General features: G+C 58.1%; 14 protein-coding genes. 1 reads left to right on the forward strand and 13 read right to left on the reverse strand.

The window, feature by feature from the left end; translation table 11 throughout:
- Nucleotides 1–17: 17 nt before the first annotated feature.
- The 13 genes from M5R41_07880 to fni all read right to left on the reverse strand — a co-directional run bounded on the left by M5R41_07880 (nucleotide 18) and on the right by fni (nucleotide 20,747).
- Entirely contained in the window at nucleotides 18–5,249 is a 5,232-nt protein-coding gene (locus M5R41_07880; GenBank protein ID MCZ7556303.1) for a hypothetical protein, read from the reverse strand.
- Nucleotides 5,250–5,552: 303 nt separating this feature from the next.
- Entirely contained in the window at nucleotides 5,553–7,814 is a 2,262-nt protein-coding gene (locus M5R41_07885) for a hypothetical protein (protein ID MCZ7556304.1), read from the reverse strand.
- Nucleotides 7,811–8,293: a 6,7-dimethyl-8-ribityllumazine synthase gene (gene ribH, locus M5R41_07890; protein ID MCZ7556305.1), complete on the reverse strand. Its 483-nt coding sequence runs from the start codon at nucleotides 8,291–8,293 to the stop codon at nucleotides 7,811–7,813. The genes M5R41_07885 and ribH overlap by 4 nt, the downstream gene beginning before the upstream one ends.
- A gap of 14 nt (nucleotides 8,294–8,307) precedes the next feature.
- Nucleotides 8,308–9,135: a PHP domain-containing protein gene (locus tag M5R41_07895; protein MCZ7556306.1), complete on the reverse strand. Its 828-nt coding sequence runs from the start codon at nucleotides 9,133–9,135 to the stop codon at nucleotides 8,308–8,310.
- A 53-nt stretch (nucleotides 9,136–9,188) separates the two neighbouring features.
- Nucleotides 9,189–9,959: a PEGA domain-containing protein gene (locus M5R41_07900; protein MCZ7556307.1), complete on the reverse strand. Its 771-nt coding sequence runs from the start codon at nucleotides 9,957–9,959 to the stop codon at nucleotides 9,189–9,191.
- A complete protein-coding gene (locus M5R41_07905; protein ID MCZ7556308.1) occupies nucleotides 9,946–11,076 on the reverse strand; it encodes a PQQ-binding-like beta-propeller repeat protein in 1,131 nt (376 codons plus the stop codon). Before M5R41_07905 ends, M5R41_07900 begins: the two co-directional genes overlap by 14 nt.
- A complete protein-coding gene (locus M5R41_07910; protein ID MCZ7556309.1) occupies nucleotides 11,076–13,949 on the reverse strand; it encodes a BamA/TamA family outer membrane protein in 2,874 nt (957 codons plus the stop codon). The genes M5R41_07905 and M5R41_07910 overlap by 1 nt, the downstream gene beginning before the upstream one ends.
- 30 nt (nucleotides 13,950–13,979) lie before the next feature.
- Nucleotides 13,980–15,041, reverse strand: coding sequence for a bifunctional phosphoglucose/phosphomannose isomerase (locus tag M5R41_07915; protein MCZ7556310.1), 1,062 nt, complete (start codon nucleotides 15,039–15,041; stop codon nucleotides 13,980–13,982).
- 253 nt (nucleotides 15,042–15,294) lie between these two features.
- Complete coding sequence (locus M5R41_07920) at nucleotides 15,295–16,626, reverse strand: glucose-6-phosphate isomerase (GenBank protein MCZ7556311.1); 1,332 nt, start codon at nucleotides 16,624–16,626, stop codon at nucleotides 15,295–15,297.
- A 7-nt stretch (nucleotides 16,627–16,633) separates the two neighbouring features.
- Nucleotides 16,634–18,424, reverse strand: a complete 1,791-nt coding sequence (ptsP, locus tag M5R41_07925) for a phosphoenolpyruvate--protein phosphotransferase (protein ID MCZ7556312.1) — start codon at nucleotides 18,422–18,424, stop codon at nucleotides 16,634–16,636.
- A gap of 35 nt (nucleotides 18,425–18,459) precedes the next feature.
- Nucleotides 18,460–18,726, reverse strand: coding sequence for an HPr family phosphocarrier protein (locus M5R41_07930; protein ID MCZ7556313.1), 267 nt, complete (start codon nucleotides 18,724–18,726; stop codon nucleotides 18,460–18,462).
- Between the two features lie 3 nt (nucleotides 18,727–18,729).
- Nucleotides 18,730–19,710 carry a polyprenyl synthetase family protein gene (locus M5R41_07935; GenBank protein MCZ7556314.1) on the reverse strand — a complete coding sequence of 327 codons (981 nt, stop codon included), beginning with the start codon at nucleotides 19,708–19,710 and terminating at the stop codon, nucleotides 18,730–18,732.
- Nucleotides 19,707–20,747, reverse strand: coding sequence for a type 2 isopentenyl-diphosphate Delta-isomerase (gene fni, locus M5R41_07940; protein ID MCZ7556315.1), 1,041 nt, complete (start codon nucleotides 20,745–20,747; stop codon nucleotides 19,707–19,709). Before fni ends, M5R41_07935 begins: the two co-directional genes overlap by 4 nt.
- 260 nt (nucleotides 20,748–21,007) lie before the next feature.
- On the opposite strand from fni, the gene M5R41_07945 reads away from it, so the two are divergent.
- On the forward strand, nucleotides 21,008–22,183 hold the full coding sequence (locus M5R41_07945) for a DUF1624 domain-containing protein (GenBank protein MCZ7556316.1): 1,176 nt from the start codon (nucleotides 21,008–21,010) through the stop codon (nucleotides 22,181–22,183).
- Nucleotides 22,184–22,276 lie beyond the last annotated feature (93 nt).

A 22,276-nucleotide genomic window follows, 5' to 3' on the forward strand; every position in this document is an offset into this window, starting at 1 on the left:
CGCTCTCGGGTCGTCACTCATCGGAGCTGGAGCAACCGCGCGTCCCCGCCGTGCTGATCTATGAGGCGCAGGATATAGCTGCCCGCTGGCAGTCCGGTCAGGTGCAACGTGGTGATGCGTCGGCCCGACGCGCCACCAGGGACCGCATAGCTGCGGACGCATCTCCCGAGTACATCGTACAACTGCAGCACCGCCTCGGTACTGCTGCCCTCCAATCGCACGTGCACGATACCGCTGGCGGGCTGCGGCCAGACATCGAGCAACCGGAGCTGTGTGGCGTGTGCGCGAAGCCCCTCCATGCCCGTACCGATGTTGATGGTGCGGAACAACCAGGGCTCGCTCCAGAGGCTTGTGCCACGGGCGGTAGTGACCGCCATGCGCCAGTAATACGAGGTGAAGCTGGACAAACCACGAAGCTGCAACCCTGCCCCATTGATCAACGTGTCGCGAAGAATTGTCGTAAACTGATTGCTTCGCGAAAGTTGGAGCCGGTAAATGCGTGCTCCGGCCACCGGATACCATTGTAGCACCGGCGAGAGGGACACATCCGGGTAACCGTTAAGCGGGGCAAGGTGACGTGGCGGCGACGGTGCGGTGCTGAATTTTGACGTAGCGCTCCACTGTCCGAAGGCTGTTGAACCCTCATTGCCCCCGCGGACTCTCCAGAAATAATCCCCTTCCGGCGCGAAACCACTGAAGCCATTTGTCTTACCGGTCAGACCCATTTCCTCGCCGAACAGCCGCGAGAAATTCGGGAATTCCGATACCTGAATGTGCCAGGTAGCGGCTGTATCCGATGCTGTCCACGTAAACTGCACGTTCGATCCCATACTCAACGCTCCATCGAACGGCAGGACCAATGTCGGCGTCCCGAAAATGGAGGCACCGGTGGTGAAGAACCATACCGTGGACCACTCGCTATAGCCCACGCCCAGCTTCGCGCGTACCCGCCAATAATAGGTGGTCGTCACGGCGAGCTCGGGCGATGTGAAGGTGGTCCCGTTCAGGTCGTTTCTTTCGAAGGTCAGAAAGCCGAAACCCACATCATTGCTCACCTGCAGATGATACGCCACCGCTCCGAAGAACGGTCGCCAGATAAAATTCGGCCGGGTCGAAGATGCATCGGACGCGTTGCTCGGCGCGAACAACGTCGGACGTGTGAGCGATTCGCTGATACTGAACACGCGTGGTGAAATACTTTCGAGTGTACTGTCGTAGGTATCGCGGATACGAATTCGTGCGATGTCGGTTGGTTCCACCGGCACCAACCAGGTAAAGGCCGCCTGCGCAGCCGGCTGATTGACAGCGACTGTGCGCCAAAGCACGCCGTTATCCGTCGTGTAATCGATATCCACGCGTTCAATACCGGCGCTCTCCCACCGTATCGTTTCATGTGACGCAATCTCCCAGAACTCGCCGCCCACGGGAGCGCGCAGCTCCAGCCGTGGGACAGGAATGATGGAGAACACCGCATCGCTGACGTCGAACAGTGAGGGGTCACCCACAGCGCTGATGCGAATCCTGCAGGCATCGGATTCCAGTGCAGGAATGTGCCACGAAGCGCTGCCGTCCGTGGCCGGGACTGCCAGGAGCTGTATCCAATCGCCTCCATTGTTCGTGGAATAGGCAATTTCCACGCTGTCCACCGCCGCGCTCTGCCAATGAATAAACTGCGTGCTCCCCTCCTGCCAGCGTTCGCCCCCATTCGGGCTCAGGACGGTTATCGCGGGAATCGGTGTGATGCTGAACACGGCTGGCGATACGCCGGTGACCGGCGGCTGTTGCGCGCCGCTGAGACGCATGAGGCAGGAATCGGACGGTGTCACCGGAATGGACCATAGCCAGGATCCGGCACGGGCATCGATTCCGGACGTCACCGGAAGCCAATCCCGACCGTTATTGACGGAATACGAGATTTGTACATCCTCAACAGCAATCACTCGCCAGCGAAGCTCCTGGACACTCGACACCTGCCACCGTTCACCTCCGGCTGGCGAGAGTATGGTGATCTGCGGAGTCTCGTACACCGTGAAGAACGCGGACGAAGTATCGGCGCGCCAGCCATCCGAATGGCTGATACGCACAAGGCAGCGGGTGGATGTGAGGGCGGGAATGACCCACGGAAAACTTCCACCAGGCGAGGGATAACGCATGGCAAGTGCTTCCCATGTCCCCCCACCATCGGAAGTCCAATGAATATCCACAAAAGCCGGAGCTTCTCCGCGCCATCGCACCAGCAGGGTGTCGCCGCTTCTCCACTCCTCGCCACCGACCGGCGACAGTATCTCGAGCCCGGTGCGGACATGCAGGGCAAGACTGGCCTGCCGCGCGATGCCACAACCTCCGGCGCGTGCGTCGAGATCGGCATCTATGATGTGCGTGCCCGGTGTTTGCGGGACGTACAACCCGCTGAACACTCCGTCGTTTGCGAGCGTATCGGGCGAGAGTCCATCGTCCCGCAGCACAACCGCCCAACCGACACCAAGACTGTCTGTTGCGAGGCAGCGAATCCGGACACTGTCGGGGGCCGGGACAGCGGTGCCGTACACGTTGACCCGCAATGAAATCGTGTCGCCCGTGAGCGCCTGCGACGCGGAGGCGCGGAGATCTATTTCAACGCCCCCCGTCCGTGAGAAAGCCAACATGCAGCGGTCGGGCAAGGCCATCTGGCCATCGAGTTCCAGCGTCCATGTACCGCTCAGCGGCCGCACGATGGTGAGTGACATCGTTGCCAAGGCGGGATCCTGATGCAGGAGGATGGTTGAGTCGTTTGCATCGAACGCGGTGAGTACGGTGGCGTCCGGCGCGAAAAGCCGGAAGGCCGGCGCCACGCGGCCCGCATGATTGATCAGAAAACTGAGCTGTTCGGTGAGACAGTCCGTCGCGAACTCCAGCGCTCCGCGGGTGATTCCGTGCAATCCGGCCGGTCGCTGCAGCATGCGCGCCGTTTGCGGCGTGAGCCGAAGATCGCTCACCGTGGCACGCGACCAATGCATGTGTAAATCTCCGCTCAGGGACTGTACATCGAAACGGCGACCCAAATCGTCCGTGGTGGCGAGAACGGGATCGGCCAGGAAGGTCTCCGTCGGCTGCGGGATCTGCCATCCGAACCCCTCATGCGTAATGGGTTGCTGCAGCAGCGGATGCACCGCACCGGAACGTGAGACAGGGAGAAGAGCGGTAAACGTTTGTCGCAGAGCAGCGTGAATACCGGAGGCCGGAGGAAGCTGTGGGGTATAGAGGTACAGGCCAGCATCAGAATACATCGCTTCGTTTCGCACCGGCTCAAGCACGAGACGCGGGATACCCTGCACCGCGAGTCGCATGCGCCATGCCTCCGCGGGATGGAAAGGTGTATCGTCCGCGGAGGTCAACCGTAAAAGCGGTACACCTCTGTCCGCGCGAAGTGTCGTAATCGACGGCTGTTGATATTCCGGCTGTGCGAAGCGCATGCTGTCCGGCGGATGCAAAAGTAAAAATTGGCCGGTGAGAGCGGTGAGAGCGGTATCACTTGCGAGAAATGCCGCTGTGATGTGCGGCAGCAAAGCAGGATTGCTATGCGGATTGCCTAGCTCGTCCGCCGCTGTTGAACGCAGCATGGAGGCGGAGAATCCGGCGAGCACCGCATTCCACACTGTTGGTCTGTCGAGCATCGCCGAGGATACGGCGACCTCGTAATCGTCATGGTTCTGCGCTTCATCCGGCGGAAACGGCGTGGGGAGCGTTGGTCTGCTTCCCGCGATCGAGAGCAGGCGAACACCTGCTGGGAGCGTACGGTCCGCCAGTTTCATCAACGCTGTCGCTCCCGGGGTCAGTTCGCGCAAGGCGGGTGCATAGGCATCCATGAAACCCGGCAGGAGCTGCGGATTGCCGTACGCGAGACCCGCGCGCAGCTCTCCCGCATGGGGAACGCCCAGAAAAACACCGGCGTGCAGGTCGCCTCGAAACGCGACAGTATCCGTCGGCACCGCAAAAGAAAGATATCCGCGTGCGCTTCCCTGTAAATATGCGCGCAGCACCAATCCGCCCATGCCCTGCGCCACCACCGCCGCCATCGCTGTATCGTACTCGGTAAACAGCAGTTGAAGATCTCGTGCAAAAAGATAGCCGCTTTCTTCCCAGGATTGGTCCGGTGGGTACACGTACTGCCAGACATCATAGCGGTCGTCCCAAGCCCTGTCGCGTTGCTGGACTCTGCCCGGGAGACTGGTCCAGACGTAGTCTTGTTTTCCGCCGAATTCCGGCTGTGAAAAATCGGATACCGAGAGTACGCTCCCATCTCCTCCCCATGCCGCATCCCGCTGGCCAAGGCCGTGTACAAACACCAGCGGCATTCGATCGGAGCGAATATTATCGAGTCGATAACTCGCGTTGGCCGGTGCCGCGCTGTCCAACACGGCTGGAGGTAGGAGCATGCTGACCTGATACAACGGACCCGAAAGCGGATCTCCTCCCTGCACGAACGGCAGTGCGGGTTTTCCGGGAAGCCACGGGAAACGCACGGCGGCAGGGAACTTCCAACCCGTGAGCAATGGCTGCTCCACGGGATGGTCGTGATATGCGACGAGATCCCGATGGACGACAACTATCGCCTCCTTGCGCCGCTGCGCTGCCAGATCCTTGAGGGGATAATGGAAGCCGGTCTTTCCGATGACGGCACCGGCCGTATTCAGGATATATAGATCGGTAATATTCTGCGTCATCATCGGGATGAACTTCGCCTTGTAGAACGTGGCGAATCCGTTGCTATCGAGGCGGATACGGATGGAAATCGGGGAGAAAGGCATGGGGATTCCGCTTCCGGCATAGCCCCAGAGCTCCACTGCCGCCGCGACAGGCCCCCATTGATCCACCACGCGAATGCGAACGGCTATCTCGCTCTCCTCGACGGGGGCCACGTTCACGAACGCCGTGCGCCGCAGCGTGTCATACGTCGCGCTGTCCGCCACGATGAGCGTCACGGTATAGAGACCCGACACCTCGTACGTGAACCGGGGATTTTTCTCATCCGAATCGGTTACGCCGTCACCGTCCAGATCCCAGGCCCGGAAAATGACGGAGTCCTGCGGTGTGGACAGATCGAAAAACTGCACGGACAGCGGTGCAGCTCCGGAGTCCACATCCACGGAGAAATCCGCGTTGACCTGGCCATGTCCCTGCACGGACAGGAGACAGATCGCCGTGATGAGAAACACGATGAAAGCGAGAAAGCGGCGCAGGCGCCGTCCGGAGTGAGAACGTCGGATCATGGCCGGTCTCCGGTTGTTCTTGGCGGGTAATTTCTTACGAAATGGCGATTTACACCATTCGCCTGAAGTTACGGTTTATCGGTATTTGTTGCAAGAGATGCGAGGTTGTTGAGCGTGGCGCGCTCATCCGCATATATCAGGTTATTTTGTGGGTTTTCACGAAAAGGTGAGAAGGTCAAAGGGTAAAAGGGTGAAAGGGTAACAAATTCTTACCTTTTCACCTTTTTTCCTTTTCACCTTTTTACCAGCGCCCGTTTGGACCTACGGAGTAAGCAGATTTCGGAAATCGTACGTCACACACCGTCAGTCCTTTATCACGGCGACTTTGGCAACACCCGCCTGTTTGCCGTTCGCGGCTGCGGCCACGACGAAGTACATCCCCGAGGCGGCAGCTTCCCCGGTCAGAGTCCGTCCGTCCCAGAATCCGATCCTTCCGCCGGGAGAGGGCACCTCCGCGACGAGATCCCCGGAGACACTGAGAATTTTGATGATGGACCCCTCAACCAGACCGTCGATACTGAGTTGCCCGTCCACCGCCGGACGGAAGGGATTAGGCGCCACAGTGACGTCTCCGAATGTCACCACAGGTTCAACGTACGGCGTTGCAAGGCTCGACAATCCACGCCGCGTCGCGATATAGGCAACACCGGTCTGAGGATGCACCAGTATGTTGATGATGTCGTTGTCGAGGAGCGGACTGTTATCGGTGTTGTACTGCGCCAGGATCTCGCTCCCATCGGGTGTAAGCACAAACACGCCATCCTTGGTACCGAGCCATTTGTTGTTGACGGGATCGATGGCGATGGCGGAAATATACAAGCCCTCGATATTGCAACGGGTATTGAAACAGGTTTTCGAGACCCTGTCGTTCACTCTGGGATTGAAGATTGTTCGCAGACCGCGATCGGTACCAATCCAGACATCGCCAAGCATATCCACCGCGACGGACGTCACCTCATTCTCCGCGTTGATGCCGCTGGCGTCATTCGCGTTGAAGCGGGTCCAGGTGTCGTCGGAGGTAGTGGCGAGCGTTCCTTTGTCGTCGAACACCAGCAGGCCGCGGAAGTTCGAGGTATTCATCATAATCCACTTGCGGCCGGATTGATCGACGGCAAGTCCGGAAACAATCGTCCCTTTTGGCAGCGAGGGATCGCTGTAGAAACGCCAGCTTCCGTCAGGGGTCCTGCACCCGAGCAGTCCCCCACCGCTGCGGAAGTGCAGACTCCAGACATTCCCCCTGTTGTCCCGCTTGATTCCTTCCACGGCGGGGAACAAGGGATTGTCGTCCAGTCCTGGAAAATCGGGCACCGTACCGACAGTGTGATTCACGAACGTTCCGTCTGCTTTGCGCTCAAGCACTCCCCCGCCGCGCGTGGCAAACCAGACGGATCCGTCCGGACCGTCGGTGAGGTCCATCACGGTGTTCGAAGAAATCTGGCTGACGGATTTGCTGTCGTAATTCATCCAGCGTGTCCCGTCATACGCATAGATACCCTTGTCCGAAAGTCCGGATGCAGCCCAGAGCACACCGAAATCATCCACTGTGAGAGCTTTGAAAAAATTTGACGCCGGGCCATCGGGACGCGCAAAGCTCCATGCGTTCCCCTGCACATGTATGCTGATTCCATCCGTGGATGCGACAACGATATCGCTGCCATTCGAGGCGAGGTCCGTAAATCGCGGATTTACGGGATACGAGCCGTTGTCCAGTCGATCTCCTACCTGAATGGCATTCCCCCCGGAGTCTACACGAAACACGGCCACTTCTGTCACGAGATACAGATCGACACCATGCACGCGAATGCGACGGTGTGCGCCGGCTCCGAGAGCGCCGACATGCAGCGCGAAGGCGCCGCTCTCGAAGCGGAGAATTGCCGCAGCGGTGGTTGCGTGCAGAGCGTCGTTGCGGATGGCGAGCGAGTGCACCTCCGGCGAGCCGCCCCCGGGAAACGAGGTATAGGACGTCCAATTCGTCGGATCCTTCAGATTCGGATGGCGAAGGTCCGCCGCAGCGATGCCATGCTCCGTAGCGACCCAGATGTCATTGCCCAGAACAAGGACATCGTTGACGCGACCCTGCGACGGCAAATTCCCGAACTTGGTATAGGTATCGCCAAATTCCCTGCGATCAGGATCGTACACCGTCAAACCGAATTCCGTGCCGACGTACAGCTTCCCTGCATGCTCGTAGAGACAGGTGATTCCCCTGCGTTGGAATTGCGTCGCACGCACAATGTCCGAGACCTCGCTCCATTCTCCGCCGCTGCTTCTGATGTTCAGAAATCCGGTGCTTGCCCCGGCGACAAGGCGGCCGTCCGGGAGCGTCGTCACCGCGGTGTAGTCTATGTCCGACAGTCCGTCCACATTGGTAAAGCGTGTGAAATCCGTTCCGACGCTGACGAAAACGCCACCGCTGGTTGCGGCGATGACACGACCGTTGGACACGGCGATGTCGCGGACGTTTTTCATGTCGGTGAGTGTGCGCCAGGTACCCGTTTGCGCCACAGCCGCGACCGCAAACAGCGTAAGCCCGGTGAAGATGTGGAGCAATCGGTGGAGTGTCACGAGCGACCACCTTCGTCAATGATTCCGAAGAGGTTGAGCATTTCCATGGCGGTGAGAGCGGCGTCCCAGCCCTTGTTTCCATGTTTGAGTCCGGCGCGCTCGAGCGCCTGTCCGGTGCTCTCCGTTGTCAGTACACCGAAAGCGATGGGTACACCGCTGTCCATGGAGAGATTGGCGATACCCTTGGTGACTTCCGCGGCGATGTAGTCGAAATGGGGGGTTTCACCTCGGATAACCGCACCGATGCAAATCACGGCATCGAAGCGACCTGCCGCGACAACACGTTTGGCAACCAGCGGGAGTTCGAAAGATCCCGGGCAGAGAAACACTTCATACTGCCGGGCTTCCGCGCCATGCCGTTGCAGACAATCGATGGCGCCTTCCACAAGTCGTCGGGTAATGACATCGTTGAAACGACTCGCGATGATGGCGAAGCGGTGAGATCCGGCTTTCAGATCTCCCTGAATGGGGGTGTACATAAACTTCCTCGATGTTATTGTATGAACAGCCGGCGCTTCATCGCCTGCACGGTATCCTGTGAAACGGTATACGTCCCGAAGTTGGGATAGTCGTTGCGTTTGCCTCCGTGGAAATCCGATCCCCCGCTCTCCAGCAGAAAATACTCTGATGCTATTCCGCGGTAGAACCGGACCCGATGCATGTCATGCGCGGGGTGCACCACTTCAACACCGTCGATGCCGGCATGAATCAAATACGAAAGGTCGTGCTCGCTCACGTACCAGCCGGGGTGTGCAAGGATGGATACTCCGCCGGCATTGGCTATGATCTCCACCGCATCCTCGGGCGAAATTTTGTATTTCGGCTCAAACGCCGGGCCGGATTCTCCTATATAGCTCTCGAAAGCCTCGGCGTAATCCTTGGTCAATCCTTCGTCCAGCATCGCCGCGGCAATATGCGGGCGACCCACAGCGCCCTGGCCGGCATGTTCGAGCACGATATCGAAATCGAGCGGGAGATCCAGATTGTTGAGTTTACGCACGATACGCTCGGCCCGGATAAATCGCTCGCGCTTGAGAAAGGAAAGCGTTTCGCGGAATTCCTTGTTTGAGGGATCGAACATATAGCCCAGGATGTGAATGTCCTTCGTTCCAAGAGTGGAACTTAACTCTACGCCGGGAATGATTTCAATCCCAAAATCTCCCGCCACTCCCAGCGCTTCCTCGATGCCGTCGATGTTGTCATGATCCGTGATGCTGAGTGTGCCGATGCCAACCTCATGAGCACGCAATACCAGCTCGCGCGGCGAAAGCGCCCCGTCGGAGTAGTAGGTGTGCGTATGCAGATCGACTTTCCCGGTCATAATTTCTGCCTGAAGTTGTGGAATGGAATTCGCGGAACACTCTACCGGCACCCTCAATCCCCGAAAATACGGAGAATGAAGTACCCCAACCCGAGTTGCATCAGGGCAAGCGACAGACCTGCATAAATATCGTATTTTTTCGCGTCAGATAACAACGCTTCATCCCGGCTCCTGAGGTACGCATCATATCGTCCGTCGGCATACTGCTTGAACATCACAGCGGCGACACCCGCTGCGAGTGTCGCTCCGGCAGGAAGAACAATGTCCATGCCGGGCATACGCAGCGGCTCATCCACGAGAGCGAAACCGGCCGGACGTTCGCCCGATGCAACGGGCAGGACGACAAGTAATGCTCCCTCGTGTGCGTTGCCCGTGCGCACAATCTGAGACAGATAGCCAGGCTTCCGTACCGAAAGAGCTGCGGTGTCCACCGGGAGATCGACCGGTGTGTAACCGATAAATTCCTCACCGCGATACACCGCGGCACCATAGGGCACACTGCGGATCTGTAGTGTGCGGGTGAATCGAACATGCATCACCCCCAAATGCGCCGGAAGAGGATCGGGACCGAGAGCGCTGCGTTGCGCATTCCATGCCGCGCGTTCAGGGTAATACAGCACCAGATGTGCGGCATCACTCCTGAGAACACGAAGTGGCGTCCTGCCCATGAGACTATCTCCGGCGTACACTTCGGCTCCCTGCGGATCGCTCTCGATACTGACGAAGGGCGATTCGCGGGGTTCGATATCCTGTGCTGTTACTCGCCCTGTGCCGCCGATGAGAATGATCAACAGCAGTGTGCAGAGGCATTTAATCAACTGCATTCCCGGCTCCTTTCTCCATCTGCCTGCCAAACAAGGATGCATTTCCTTCTTCATCCACAACAAGCACGCCATGGACCGTGAGCAAGGGACGAACACTGCTTCGAAGCTTCATTGCCGCGAGAAGCACTGTTTCATCCGAGCCATCCCCCAGGGCGTGTACGCGCCCGTCGCGCGCGAGCAGCAGAAGACCTCCGCTCGCAGGTACGGGGGTGGCACCCGGGAGACGACCCGTACGTACCCGTCGAAGCTCGCGGCCATCCAGAGCATCCACCCATACGATATCACCACCGGACAGGGCTACAACAATTCCATGTTTCGTCATGAGAGGTGAGACGTGCACGGGTTCATTGAATTTCCGGATAAAGCGCACCGTCCCGCTTTGCGCTTCTGCCGCGATCAGCGTCCCGTTTCTGGTCACCGCACAGACGACGCCGTCATCTGCGGCCGGGGCGACGAGTATGGCTTCGCCGCTTGCCTGCGTCCAGCGCACGGCGCCGCTCACCGCAGAGAGTGCGGAAAGATCCCCGTTTGCCCCGCAGACAAAGAGAAGACTATCCTCTGCGACGAGCCCCGCACTGAAAGCGCCGGACAGCCGGCGGGTCCATTTGGGAATCGAATCATGCAATCCGAAACACATCACAGTACCGCCTCGGCTCACAAGAAACAGATTGTCTCCGCTGACACAGACAGATGCGTCGCTCGCTTCTATATCTGCCGACCAAAGCAGTGAGGCGTCATCGAGACTGTGGCATTGCAGCGTGGATTGTTCCGCCAATGCAATGAGATAGAGCCTGTTTGAAACCGCTACCGGTGCTGCATGAACATACCCCTGCGCGTTGATTCGTCCCTTCTGCTCTCCGCTCGGTATATCCACCACATCGATGATGCCGGTGATCGAAGAAAGCAGCGCATAGTCCTGAACAAGCAGGATTTCGTTGCGTCCCGCGTAGCCGTCAAGGGAATGCTCCCACCTGAGATGCAGCGGCGCATCAGGCAGCGTGATGTCGCTGTGGTGTTGCGCCGGTCCGGCTTGGCCGTTTATAGGCGAATCAAGATCACTCGCGCTGCCGCAAGCGGAAAAAAACATGGCACAGATCATGAGCGGGAGGAGTCGCATCAGAAATCCCATCCGAAGAAAAACTGATGAAACATGTCCGGTTGAATCCTGCTGAAATTATCCTCGATGCGCTTTCCGAAATCGTAACGTAGCACCAGCACACCGAACAGGCTGAAGCGCAGGCCCGCACCGAAGCTCCCGAGGGAGGCACCGTAATCGTCATCCCAACTGTTCCCCGCATCGACGAATACGGCGCCGCGCAGGATGCCAAGATTGATTGCCCCGAAGGGAAAATCAAAACCGACGCGATCAAGCAAGGGGAAGCGCAACTCCGTGCTGGTAAGCCAGCGCTTGGTCCCCCGAATGGACCAGCGCGGCCAGCCACGCAAATCCCAACTGCCGCCGAGAAAATACCTGCGCGCTTCCTTGCCGTGGTTGTACAGAAACTCGAAGCGGGTAGCAACGGCGGAGCGCAGTCCTATGCGGAAGTACCTGCGGTAATCGAACATCGCCGAGTAGTAGTTGACGTTCGAATAGCGGATATCCGTGGTGTACGATAAGGTCACGTTGAAGCGGTTGCCGTCTATCGGACCGGTCCAGTAGTACAGCGCGTTGTCTTTGACGTACGATATCGAATTCGTCAATAACAGCGCTTTGCGCTGTCGCACCTGGGCGAGGGCTTCCTTGTCCGAGCTGCTGAAGCTCACCGCTCCCTCAATACGCTGAAACTTGGACAGCGGATATGCGGCGGCGAAATATCCTCCAAACGCCCGCTCGTTGAAGTACAGATCCGGATCGAGCAAATCGTAGCGCCGCCCGCTGTAATGGAAGATGCCGTAGCTGTAGGGATACTTCTGGCCCACCGACACGCGCGAGACCGCTACATTGAAGCTGCTCAGCAACTCGCTCGACGTTTGCGCGGTGTTGGACACAAGAAAATAATACCGGTCGTCCCCCAACATGTCGCTGATGCTCAGCGCGGCTCCCCCAAGCGTACCGAACACCGGATCGGTGGATATCGCGCTTTGCGCTATGTCGAGCTGATACGTCTTATCGTAACGCAGAGAAGTCGCTTCCTCTGCTCCCGCGTATTCCTGCACCAACCAACCGGACCGAGGCCGGAAGGGACGCATTCCCGTGCTCTCAGGGAGAGAGTCGGTCCGCTTCGCAACCTGTTCGATGGTGTTGATGGTAAAGGAAAACCGATCAAAGGCCGAAAACAACAGCGATCCGGTCGGGGTCCACACCGGATCGAAGGCTGATGTGGTAAAGCGCGACACCTGCTTGACTGGCGGCAACCATCCCGGCTCGAGGTTGAACGGAATCACCTGCAAATTGAATGTACCATCCCGATCGCTGGTACAGGCGATGGAGCGCCCGTCGGGCGACCAGGATGGCGACAGAAAGTTGCAGCTGTCCTGTGTCACCGCCCGGATGCGACTGGTCTCCACATCAAGAGCATACAAATTGTACAGGCCGTTTTCACCCCAGGCACCGCGATCGGATGCGAAAACCAGCGTGGCACCGTCCGGAGACCAGGCGGGATCGCGGTCATCGTAAAAATCGGCAGTCCGGCGATCCAGCGTCCGATCAACCAGATCGGCGATGTACAAATCCTGTTCTCCCGCCAGGTTCAGCGCCGAAAACGCGATGCGCTGATTGTCAGGCGACCAACTCGGCGATCCGATCATTACGAGACCCTCGAATGCGAGCGTCTTTGTCAAGCGTCTCGCCGGCACATCGTAGAGGTGCAGCACATCACTCTCCCCGCTTTTCGTGACGAAGGCCAGCATCCCGTCGCTGTTCACCGCCATGCGTGGACCGAACAGGTGAAAGGCCTCGAAGCGGTCCGTTTTTTCGCCCTGGATCAGCCGCTCACTGCGTCCGGAAGCAAAGGTGCGGAAATACACCCCCGCGTAGCCGTCGTTATTCGCGATGTAGAGCACACCCGCTGAATCTCCCTGCGCGTAGTACACCGGCTTGGCATTGAAACCCTCGGGCACCACAGGCGTACTGGCGTCGGAAGGACTGTCATTGTCCGCCACCAGAGGATAGTATTTTTTTTTCAGCCAACGGACCCACTCTTTGTCGAATTCTTCGTACGTCTTGCCGAGTGTGTACTTCATTACCTGGCTGAATTCCTCCGCCACCCAGAAATTCTCGATGAGCTGAATGATTTTCTCTTCACCATATTCTGCCGCGATGAATTCGAGCGCGGACTGACCCTCCTTGTACATGAGGAAGCTCCCGCTGATCATCCAGATTGTGGACAGTGGCGCGAAGTATCCATTGAGCACCGCATCGCGCAGCATCATCTCGGCCTGGCTGTCCCATTTGGTGGAATAGTACTCGGCCAGTCCCTCCACGAACCAGAGCGGCAGATAACGGTCCATGCGCATACCGCGGCTCCGGAGCGTCATCTCCAGCTTGTTGTGCATGAACACGTGTACGAGCTCATGATTGATGACGTGACGGAATTGCTCCAGCGATCCGTTGCTCGGGATGACTACGCGGCCTTTGAGAAACTCGAAAAAGCCGCCTACCCCATCCGGAATGAACCCGGGTGTGACATTGGTCTGTTGAAAATGAATGGGCGAGCTGTAGAAAATCAGCGGAATGCGGTGCAGCAGGGTGAAATTGAACTGCCCTTCGAGACGGCGGAAACTTTCCTCCGCCATGGTTGCTCCCATCGCCGCGAGACGGGCCATTTCGGGGTAGTAGTAAATATCGAAATGCTCGGTTTTCAGAACACGCCAGTCAAAATCCGTATGCGCGATTTTATTTCGCCCGAACGGAAGGAACTGGGCGTCCGTCGTCCCCGGCCACGCCACAGTCGCTGCGAGGAGCAGGGCAAGGAGTATGCAGAACCGGTGTTGGGCGGACACTTGCCCGGCGACCGTCGAGAGGACGCGATGTGGGGTCTGTCTACACATACTGCCGGAGTTCCGAAATTCCGTCGTTGGCTATTGCGACTTGAGCGCGTTTTTCAGGTGATTGATGTTGCGAATGGGGAAGGGATCCACGCCGCTGCCCACAGCAAGGTAGAAGCTAACCCAGTCACCTAGCAGGATCAAGCCAAAAACGCGTGACAGTTCATTTTCTTCGGTCGCGTGCACTTCAATGACATTTGCAGCGAGCGGCCGCACAATATCCAGCGTAATTGCCAGACGTTTTCGCAGCGGCGCCGGATCGGCGAGATCATGCAAGGCGACGACGGAGATCCTTTTCAGCACATCGGGCAGTTGCTCCCACCCCACAATTTCGTTGTGATTCATTTCCGGAAGTACGTTGCTATACGCGAGCACTTTGGCATTCTCCTCGATCTGGCAACGCCAGCGTGTGAGTATGGCATCCATGAACGCCTGGCCACCGTACAGCACCGGAATCGTGCCGCGCAGGCGCTCCGCGATTCGCACGGCGGGATTCTCTTCATTCGTGTAGTCTGCAAGATCTTTCGTGGCAGCTTCCACATCCATCAGCAAGGCACGCAAGGCGGATTGCCCGAGGTCGAACACATCACAGCGGGCCGCGATCACCAGCAGCGAAAAAAAGAGATACCCCAGTGCGCAACGCGGCGCCAAACCGCCGGGCACGATGGCCACCGGAACGCCATCGCGTTCCGCGCGCTCCAGCAACTCGCCGCCCGAGGTCACCACGATACGCGCGGCACCGCGGACGCCCGCTTCATCATAGGCGGAGAGGGACTCTTCGGTACCACCGGAGTAGCTCAGCACCACCACCAGCGTTCCGTGATCGACCCATGCAGGTAAGCCGTAGTCGCGGTTGACGAGAATGGGAACGGGGCTTTTCGATGCGGCGAACACCCGAAAAATATCACCACCGATCGCGGAACCGCCCATCCCGCAGATAAGCAGATTGCGAATAGCGTTCGTGTCAATGGTGCTCAGGTTTACCGTGTTGCCAATGTCTAACCCGGTCCGAATCTGTCCGGGATAATCACAGAGCACGCTGTACATATCGGTGCTGTCATATGTGGCGATACGGTCTGCGTAGGTTGAGGTCATACTGTTCCCGTCTGCGTTAGGAATGGATAGTGTTTTGGCGAAAACCGGGATCGCGATCCCATCGGCGGGTGCGTATTCATCTGCTTCACCTTTCAGCGATGCTCGTGCGACAGGGATGGTCGGGTCCTTCGTTACCCCTGCACATGATGAAACCGTTCCATCAATGCAACATATCATGATGACGAGGCCGCCAGCCCGTCACGTACGCCTTCAAGCAGTCCATGCACAGGCGGCGTTATGCACACCGGGGCCTCTAACGAGCATTGTTGTGCGAAAGCAGGCGAGCCCGCAGGTCTTCATACCCCGGCTTGCCGAGGAGGGCGAACATGTTCCGCTTGTAGTCCTCCACGCCCGGTTGATCGAAGGGATTGACGCCCAGAGCGTAGCCGCCGTAGGCCACCGCCGTTTCGAACATATAGAGCAACGCGCCGATGGAAGCCGCGCCCGTGTCCATGAGATGAATGGTACTGTTCGGCACTCCGCCTTCGCTGTGCGCGAGCGCGGTACCGAGATGGGCGTTGCGGTTTACATCGAGAAACGACTTCCCGGCCACGAATCCCATGCCATCGGCATCCTCGTCGGTGGTCGGAACAGCGATATCGCCGTCAACGGCATCCGCGACGAGAAAAGTCTCAAAGAGCATGCGCTCCCCGTCCTGTATGTACTGCCCGAGCGAGTGCAGATCCGTGGTGTTGTTCACCGCTGCGGGAAAAATGCCCTTGCCGTTCTTACCTTCGCTTTCACCGAAAAGCTGTTTCCACCATTCGGTAATACCCGAGAAAGCCGGGACAAAGGACGCGAGCACCTCCACCCGTTTGCCGCTCCGATACAGCGCATCCCGCACAGCGGCGTAGGACAGTGCGCTGTTGATCGCGGGGTCATCACTCATGGAACGCTCGAGCATAGCTTCGGCACCATCGAGCAATCCGGCAATGTCCAGCCCCGCCGCCGCGATGGGTAACAGGCCGACTGGTGTCAACACGGAAAAGCGGCCGCCGACATCATCGGGGATCACATAGGTTTTGTATCCTTCCGCGTCCGCGAGACCGCGGAGAGCGCCCCGTGCCGCATCCGTGGTCGCGATGATCCGTTGCGATGCGCCCTCTCTGCCGTAGCGCCGTTCCATCCACTGGCGCAAGACGCGGAATGCGAGCGCGGGCTCCGTGGTCGTGCCCGATTTTGAAATGACGTTGATACTCACGCGTTTGTCATCGAGATGCAGCATGAGCGCACGCAGCCAGGCACCATCAATGTGTTGTCCGGCATAATGCACCTCCGGCCCTCCCGCGAAGGGCGGCCGGAGAGCCTCTATCACCGCCCGTGCGCCAAGGTAGGAGCCGCCAATACCGACGACGATGAGAGCATCGGAGTTCTCGCGAATCCTCGCGGCGGTTTCAGTGATGTCGGGCAGCAAGGATCGCGCATTGCGTGGAAGTTCCTTCCAGCCGAGAAAATCATTCCCCGGGCCATCGCCCTGCATCAGAATGCGTTGGGCCTCTTGGATCCGCTTGCGCGCCGCATCCCATTCCTCCTGCGGGATTGCGGGAATACTGTTGGAGAGATCGATGCGTAGTGTATTGGTCATGCTTGATTCAGGTTATAAGGTCCGCTGTGTCGTTATTTCCGTTTTCGACGGTGGAGAAAATGTCCGGATCGCGCTTCAGTAAATCCGCCCGCAACAATGCGCGAACATCCAGAGAAGTGGAGAGTGCGAGCGCCTGTTCGGCGAGGAGCTGTGCTTCCTGATGGGGAACGGAGCGAATGATCTTCTTGATTTCCGGAATGACCGAGGGCACCATACTGAATTCATCAAGCCCCAGTCCCAGCAGCAGTGCGGTCGCAAGGGGATTCCCGGCCATCTCGCCGCACATGCCCACCCAAATACCATTCCGGTGCCCGGTGTCGATCGTGTACTTTATGGCACGCAACACGGCGGGATGGAATTCCTGATACAGATTGGAAATCAACTCGTTGTTTCGGTCGACCGCGACAAGATACTGTACGAGGTCATTGGTTCCGATGGAGAAGAAATCCACTTCGCGGGCGAGTTCCTCGGCGACAAAAACGGCGGAGGGTACCTCGATCATGACACCGATTTCGAGTTGCTCGTCGAAACGATGTCCTTCCCGCCGTAATTCCTCCTTCACATGTTCGAGGCGACGCAGGACCTCGCGCAATTCGAGCATACCGCTGATCATCGGAAACATCAGCTTGATATTCTTCATCGCCGACGCGCGGAGGATAGCGCGCAGCTGCTGACGAAAAATCTCCTGCTTGTCCAGCATCATCCGGATACCACGCCATCCGAGGAAGGGATTATCTTCGCGCAGAGCGCCGCTCAGCAGCTTGTCGCCCCCAATGTCGAAGGTGCGAAAAATCACCGGCTGCGGATACATGATATGCGCGATCTCGCTGTAATCAACATACTGCTCTTGTTCGGTGGGGAAATCCCCTTTCGCCAGATACAGGTGTTCTGTGCGATACAGACCGATTCCGCGCGAGCCCTGCGTGATGATGAATTCCAGTTCGTTGACGAATTCCGCGTTCGCCGAAAGCTCAACCTTGCGGCCGTCCGGTGTGACGCAGGGCTTGTCCACCACATCGGCGAGGGCGTGTTCAAACGCCTCTATGCGACGGATCTTTTCCCGGTATTCCGAGATGTGGTGGTCACTGGGATGCAGAATCATCAGTCCCTTTTGTCCGTCGATGATGACGAGGTCGCCCGTCTCCACGCTTGCGGTGATGGTCTGCAGACCGGTCACTGCCGGGATTTTGAGTGAACGGGCGAGGATAGCGGCATGCGAGGTGATGCCGCCGAGGTCCGTGGCATAGCCGAGCACGTCGCCGCGGCTGAACAGCACGGTATCGGACGGGGTGAGTTGTGTGGAGATCACCACGTGCTCGCCTTCGATGTTCGCGTGCAGCCGTTTCATCTGCATACCGCGCAACAGCCGCTGCCCCACCTCGTCGAGATCCTCCACGCGGGCGCGGAGCATATCGTTGTCGGTTGCGGACAGGATGGCTTTATGCTTTTCGATTTCCTGATGAATCAGGAAGTCGGCGTTTTTTCTCTCTTTCCGGATGCGATCGCGCAATGCGCGTAATAGCTCCACATCCTCGAGCATAAGCAATTGGCCTTCAAAAATGGCTGCCGCATTCTCATCGAGGTTTTCGCGCGCGAAACCGGCAATTTTCTCCAGCTCATCCTTCGCGCGCGTCACAGCTTCATCAAGCAGGGTCAGCTCGTGATCGATCTCGCCGTTGTCAAGCGTTCGTTCGTGGACGTACACCTCTTCACGTTCATACACGAAGGCCCGGCCTATGGCGATTCCCCCGGACGCGGGTAATCCCTTGAGAATACATTCCTGTTTGTCAACTTTCATTGCATACCCTGCTGTTGCGGTATGGATCGTGGCAATCAGAGTTCGCCAAAACCCTCGTTGAACAGTTGCACGATGGCCTCGGCCATTTCCTTCTCATCGATACCCTCAAAACGCAGGGTCAATGCGGATCCCTGTTCCGCCGCCAGCGTCATGACACCGATGATACTCTTTCCGTTGATTTCAAATCCGTCCTTGGTGATATAAAATTCGGCCTGAAAACGTGCTGCGGTTTTGACCAGCGTGGCCGCCGGCCTTGTATGCAGACCCGATCTGTTCCGTATTACGACATCCTGTTCCAGCATGTGTCAGTATTTCCTGTCGAGCAGCATGCGCGCAAGCCAGACGAGCATGTCGCGTCCGTTATTCGCCTGCAGAGTATCCAGCGCAGCGATGGCTGCGGTGGTGTCTTCTTCAATACGTTTTCTCGCAATGTCCAGCACGCCGAGCGTATCATACAGCATACGTACCTTTTCCACGAGGCCTTCTCTCCCTGCGGTACGCGTCGCGACACGCTGCAGCAGTTCGAGGTCCGCACCTGTTGCCAACCCCATCGCATTGACGAGCAAATAGGTTTTTTTCCCTTCCAGAATGTCGCCGCCCACAGGCTTGCCGAACTCCTCTTCCTCGGCGATGGCGTCGAGCAGATCGTCCTGTATCTGAAACGCGCGCCCGATATGCCGTGCGTAACTGAGCAGCGCCGCGGTCCGTGCCGGTTCGGCGTTGCCGATGATGGCACCCAACTGCGCCGAAATCGCGACAAGCCAGCCGGTTTTCTTGCTGATCATCATCAGGTACTGCTGTTCCGTAACAGCCGGGAGAGCTTCGTACTCTTTGTCGTAACTCTGTCCTTCGCAGACCTCGATCACGCCGTCGGTGAAAACGGAAATCAGCTCGCGAATATCACCGGACCGCGTGTTGAGCAAGGTCTTGTAGGCAATGCCCATGAGCTCGTCGCCCACAAGGATGGCGATGTTGGCATCCCATTTTTTGTGCACCGTCAGCCGGCCGCGGCGCGTATCCGCGCTGTCCATGATATCGTCATGCACGAGGGTGAAGTTGTGGAGGATTTCGACGGCGACACCCGCGTCGACGGCATCGAGGGGATTGCCGCCCACCGCTTCGCACGCGAGCAGAACGAGTACCGGCCGGATGCGTTTCCCGCCGCCGCTCAGCACGTAACGGGCGGGTTCGTACATCGTAAGGGGTTCGTCCCTGTCGATAATTCCGTTCAGGCGTTCATCGATGAGGGATTTCAGGTGCTGATAATATGCGTGTTGGCTGTTCATGCCTGAGTGGTACTACGATGAATAATAGGGGCCTGCCGGAGATCGTTCAGCGAACGACTGCCGGTCAGGAACATGGCTCCGGTGAGGTCATGCTGCCAGCTCACGATGCGATTGCGCAGGGCCTCCTGTCCCCCCTCGAACAACGCGGTCAGGAGAGGCCGTGCCGCGCCGGTCAGATCCGCACCGAGCGTGATGCATTTCGCGATCATCAGACCGTCCGTAATACCTCCCGAGGCTATAAGCCGCAGGTCGCCGGGTCTGTCGGCGCGGAGCGCCAGGAGCGCTTCCGCTGTCGGGATACCCCAATCGTGGAAAGCGGACGCTATTTCAATATCGTCGTTGCGGCGCAGCATTTCAACCCCTGCCCAGCTCGTTCCTCCCGCACCGGAAATGTCAATGCAGCGCACACCGGCCTTGTACGCGCGCCGGGCGACGTCGGCGGATATGCCCGCGCCGACCTCCTTGAGAATGACGGGAACAGAGAGTCGCGAGCAGAGCATACGCAACGCATCGAGCACACCGCGGAAACGGGTATCGCCTTCGGGCTGGAGAAATTCCTGCAACGGATTGGTGTGCACGACAAGCGCGTCGGCCTCGACGAGTTCGACAAGCCGCTCCGCGGCGGCAGTGTCATGCATGCGCGCGACCTCCGGGGCGCCAATATTCGCGAGCACCGGGACCGCGTTGGCGTTGCGGCGCAGGATTTTCCAGGAGGCATGAAAGCGATCATCCTCCAGCGCCTGCCGCATGCTTCCCGCCCCAATGGCGATCCGGAGTTCCTGGCACACCTCGGCGAGCATGCCGTTGATGCGTTCCGCATCGGCGTAGCCGCCGGTCATGCCGGTGATGAGCAAGGGGAAGGACAATCGTCTGCCGAGAAATTCGGTGGAGGTGTCAATCTCCGACGCGTCGATCTCCGGAAGCGCGTTGTGGATATAGTCCCAATCCTCCAGTCCCGTACGCTTCGTACGATAACCGACCTGCCCGCTGACGCAGAGTTCGACGTGTTCCTGTTTTCTTGATGAGGTTTCGGACATGATTCGCGCTTGGAATCTGCTGTGGTATCCGGATCGTTGGATTCGCAATAATATAGCACAGAACAGCGGAATTCGCGATAAACGATTGACGAGGTACGAGGTACTATTGACGATGGACGAGGCTCAATGGAGTCCTGTCAAAGAGTGCCCTGCCGTGAGTAGCGGCCTTCGAAGTTTACGTTTCACGTCCCCCCCCCCGCCGAGCACCTGCCGATGGAACGATTGGCCTTGTTCTCCGGGAAAATACTTTATACATTTGTATGATAGATCATAACCATCCGGTAGGAGAATTGGAAAATACTCTGCAGAACAACAACCGCCTCGTGTTACTCGATGTGATGCGTGCGTGGGCTGTGTTCATGATGATCCAGGGGCATACGATCGATGCGTTGCTCTCGGATACGTATTATGCATCGGACTCTTTTCTGTTCAACCTCTGGCAATTCAACCGCGGACTTACCGCCCCGATATTCCTGTTCGGCTCCGGGTTCGCATACGTCATTGCCACATTCAGAAAGATGGAAGGAACGCGTGTTCCCCTCTCCGTCGTCGTCAAGCGTTTGCGCTGGATTATCGTCCTTTTCGCGATCGGCGCGCTCATGCATCTTCCGGGGGGCACCCTGAGCTACCTGACGACGCTGTCGGGCGACGAATGGGTACGTTTTTTCAACGTTGATGTGCTGCGCCTGATGGCCGTGTCGTTGTTCGGCCTTTTCTCGCTTCTGCTGCTTACGCGAAATCGCGAACGTCTCCTGGTGTCTGCAGTTGCGGTGGCGGTCGTGTTGTATGTCGTGGCACCGTTCACTGCCATGGTCGACTGGACGCTGCATATTCCGCAGTGGGCCGCGGCTTTCATGAATGCCAAGACCGGCTCCTGGTTCCCGATATTCCCCTATGCGGGGCACCTCTTCGCCGGCGCAGCCGCAGCCGCGCTCTATTTGCGTTGGAAAGAGCGCGGCCTGGATAGCAAGCTTCCTTTGTATTTTCTTATCGGGGCACTCGCAATTCTGCTCGTGAGTTTTGTCCCGCGTTTGATTTTCGGTTGGAAATTGCCGCTGAATGACGGGGCCTCGAGCATCTGGTTGAGTTTCAGCCGTGTGGGCTGGGTGCTTCTGCTGTGGTCGGTGATCGGCTTTGGATTGCGCTATGTGAAGCGCGTCCCGTCCATCATCACGATTTCCGGACAACACTCTCTGCTGATTTACGTATCGCATATTGTCGTACTGTACGGTTCGGCATGGATGCCCGGCTTCCGGCAGATGTTTGGCAAGACCATGGACCTCGATGCGGTGATGGCTGTCATCGTATTCCTGCTGATTTCCACCACATGGGCGGCAAAAGTGGTTCACCAGTTGAAGGCCGAGAAATCCCCGATTTATCGCTATACGCCGTACGCTGCGGGGATTTTGATTTTGACCTTCATGGTCTTCGCGTAAGGAAGCACGTTCTCTCCGGAGAGGCCGGCCGAACAGCCGGCCTTTTCCTTTCAGGGAGAAGCGGAAAGGAGTATCCGGTCCAGCCCGCTCCCG

Source organism: Bacteroidia bacterium, assembly GCA_027493955.1.
Taxonomy (GTDB): Bacteria; Bacteroidota; Ignavibacteria; order SZUA-365; family SZUA-365; genus JAOSJT01.

Coding starts and splice junctions, on each gene's coding strand:
- ptsP (MCZ7556312.1), bottom strand. CDS start 18,424: ATGAAAGTTGACAAACAGGAATGTATTCTCAAGGGATTACCCGCGTCC.
- M5R41_07945 (MCZ7556316.1), top strand. CDS start 21,008: ATGATAGATCATAACCATCCGGTAGGAGAATTGGAAAATACTCTGCAG.
- M5R41_07930 (MCZ7556313.1), bottom strand. CDS start 18,726: ATGCTGGAACAGGATGTCGTAATACGGAACAGATCGGGTCTGCATACA.
- M5R41_07910 (MCZ7556309.1), bottom strand. CDS start 13,949: ATGTGTAGACAGACCCCACATCGCGTCCTCTCGACGGTCGCCGGGCAA.
- ribH (MCZ7556305.1), bottom strand. CDS start 8,293: ATGTACACCCCCATTCAGGGAGATCTGAAAGCCGGATCTCACCGCTTC.
- M5R41_07895 (MCZ7556306.1), bottom strand. CDS start 9,135: ATGACCGGGAAAGTCGATCTGCATACGCACACCTACTACTCCGACGGG.
- M5R41_07920 (MCZ7556311.1), bottom strand. CDS start 16,626: ATGACCAATACACTACGCATCGATCTCTCCAACAGTATTCCCGCAATC.
- fni (MCZ7556315.1), bottom strand. CDS start 20,747: ATGTCCGAAACCTCATCAAGAAAACAGGAACACGTCGAACTCTGCGTC.
- M5R41_07900 (MCZ7556307.1), bottom strand. CDS start 9,959: ATGCAGTTGATTAAATGCCTCTGCACACTGCTGTTGATCATTCTCATC.
- M5R41_07935 (MCZ7556314.1), bottom strand. CDS start 19,710: ATGAACAGCCAACACGCATATTATCAGCACCTGAAATCCCTCATCGAT.
- M5R41_07905 (MCZ7556308.1), bottom strand. CDS start 11,076: ATGCGACTCCTCCCGCTCATGATCTGTGCCATGTTTTTTTCCGCTTGC.
- M5R41_07880 (MCZ7556303.1), bottom strand. CDS start 5,249: ATGATCCGACGTTCTCACTCCGGACGGCGCCTGCGCCGCTTTCTCGCT.
- M5R41_07915 (MCZ7556310.1), bottom strand. CDS start 15,041: ATGACCTCAACCTACGCAGACCGTATCGCCACATATGACAGCACCGAT.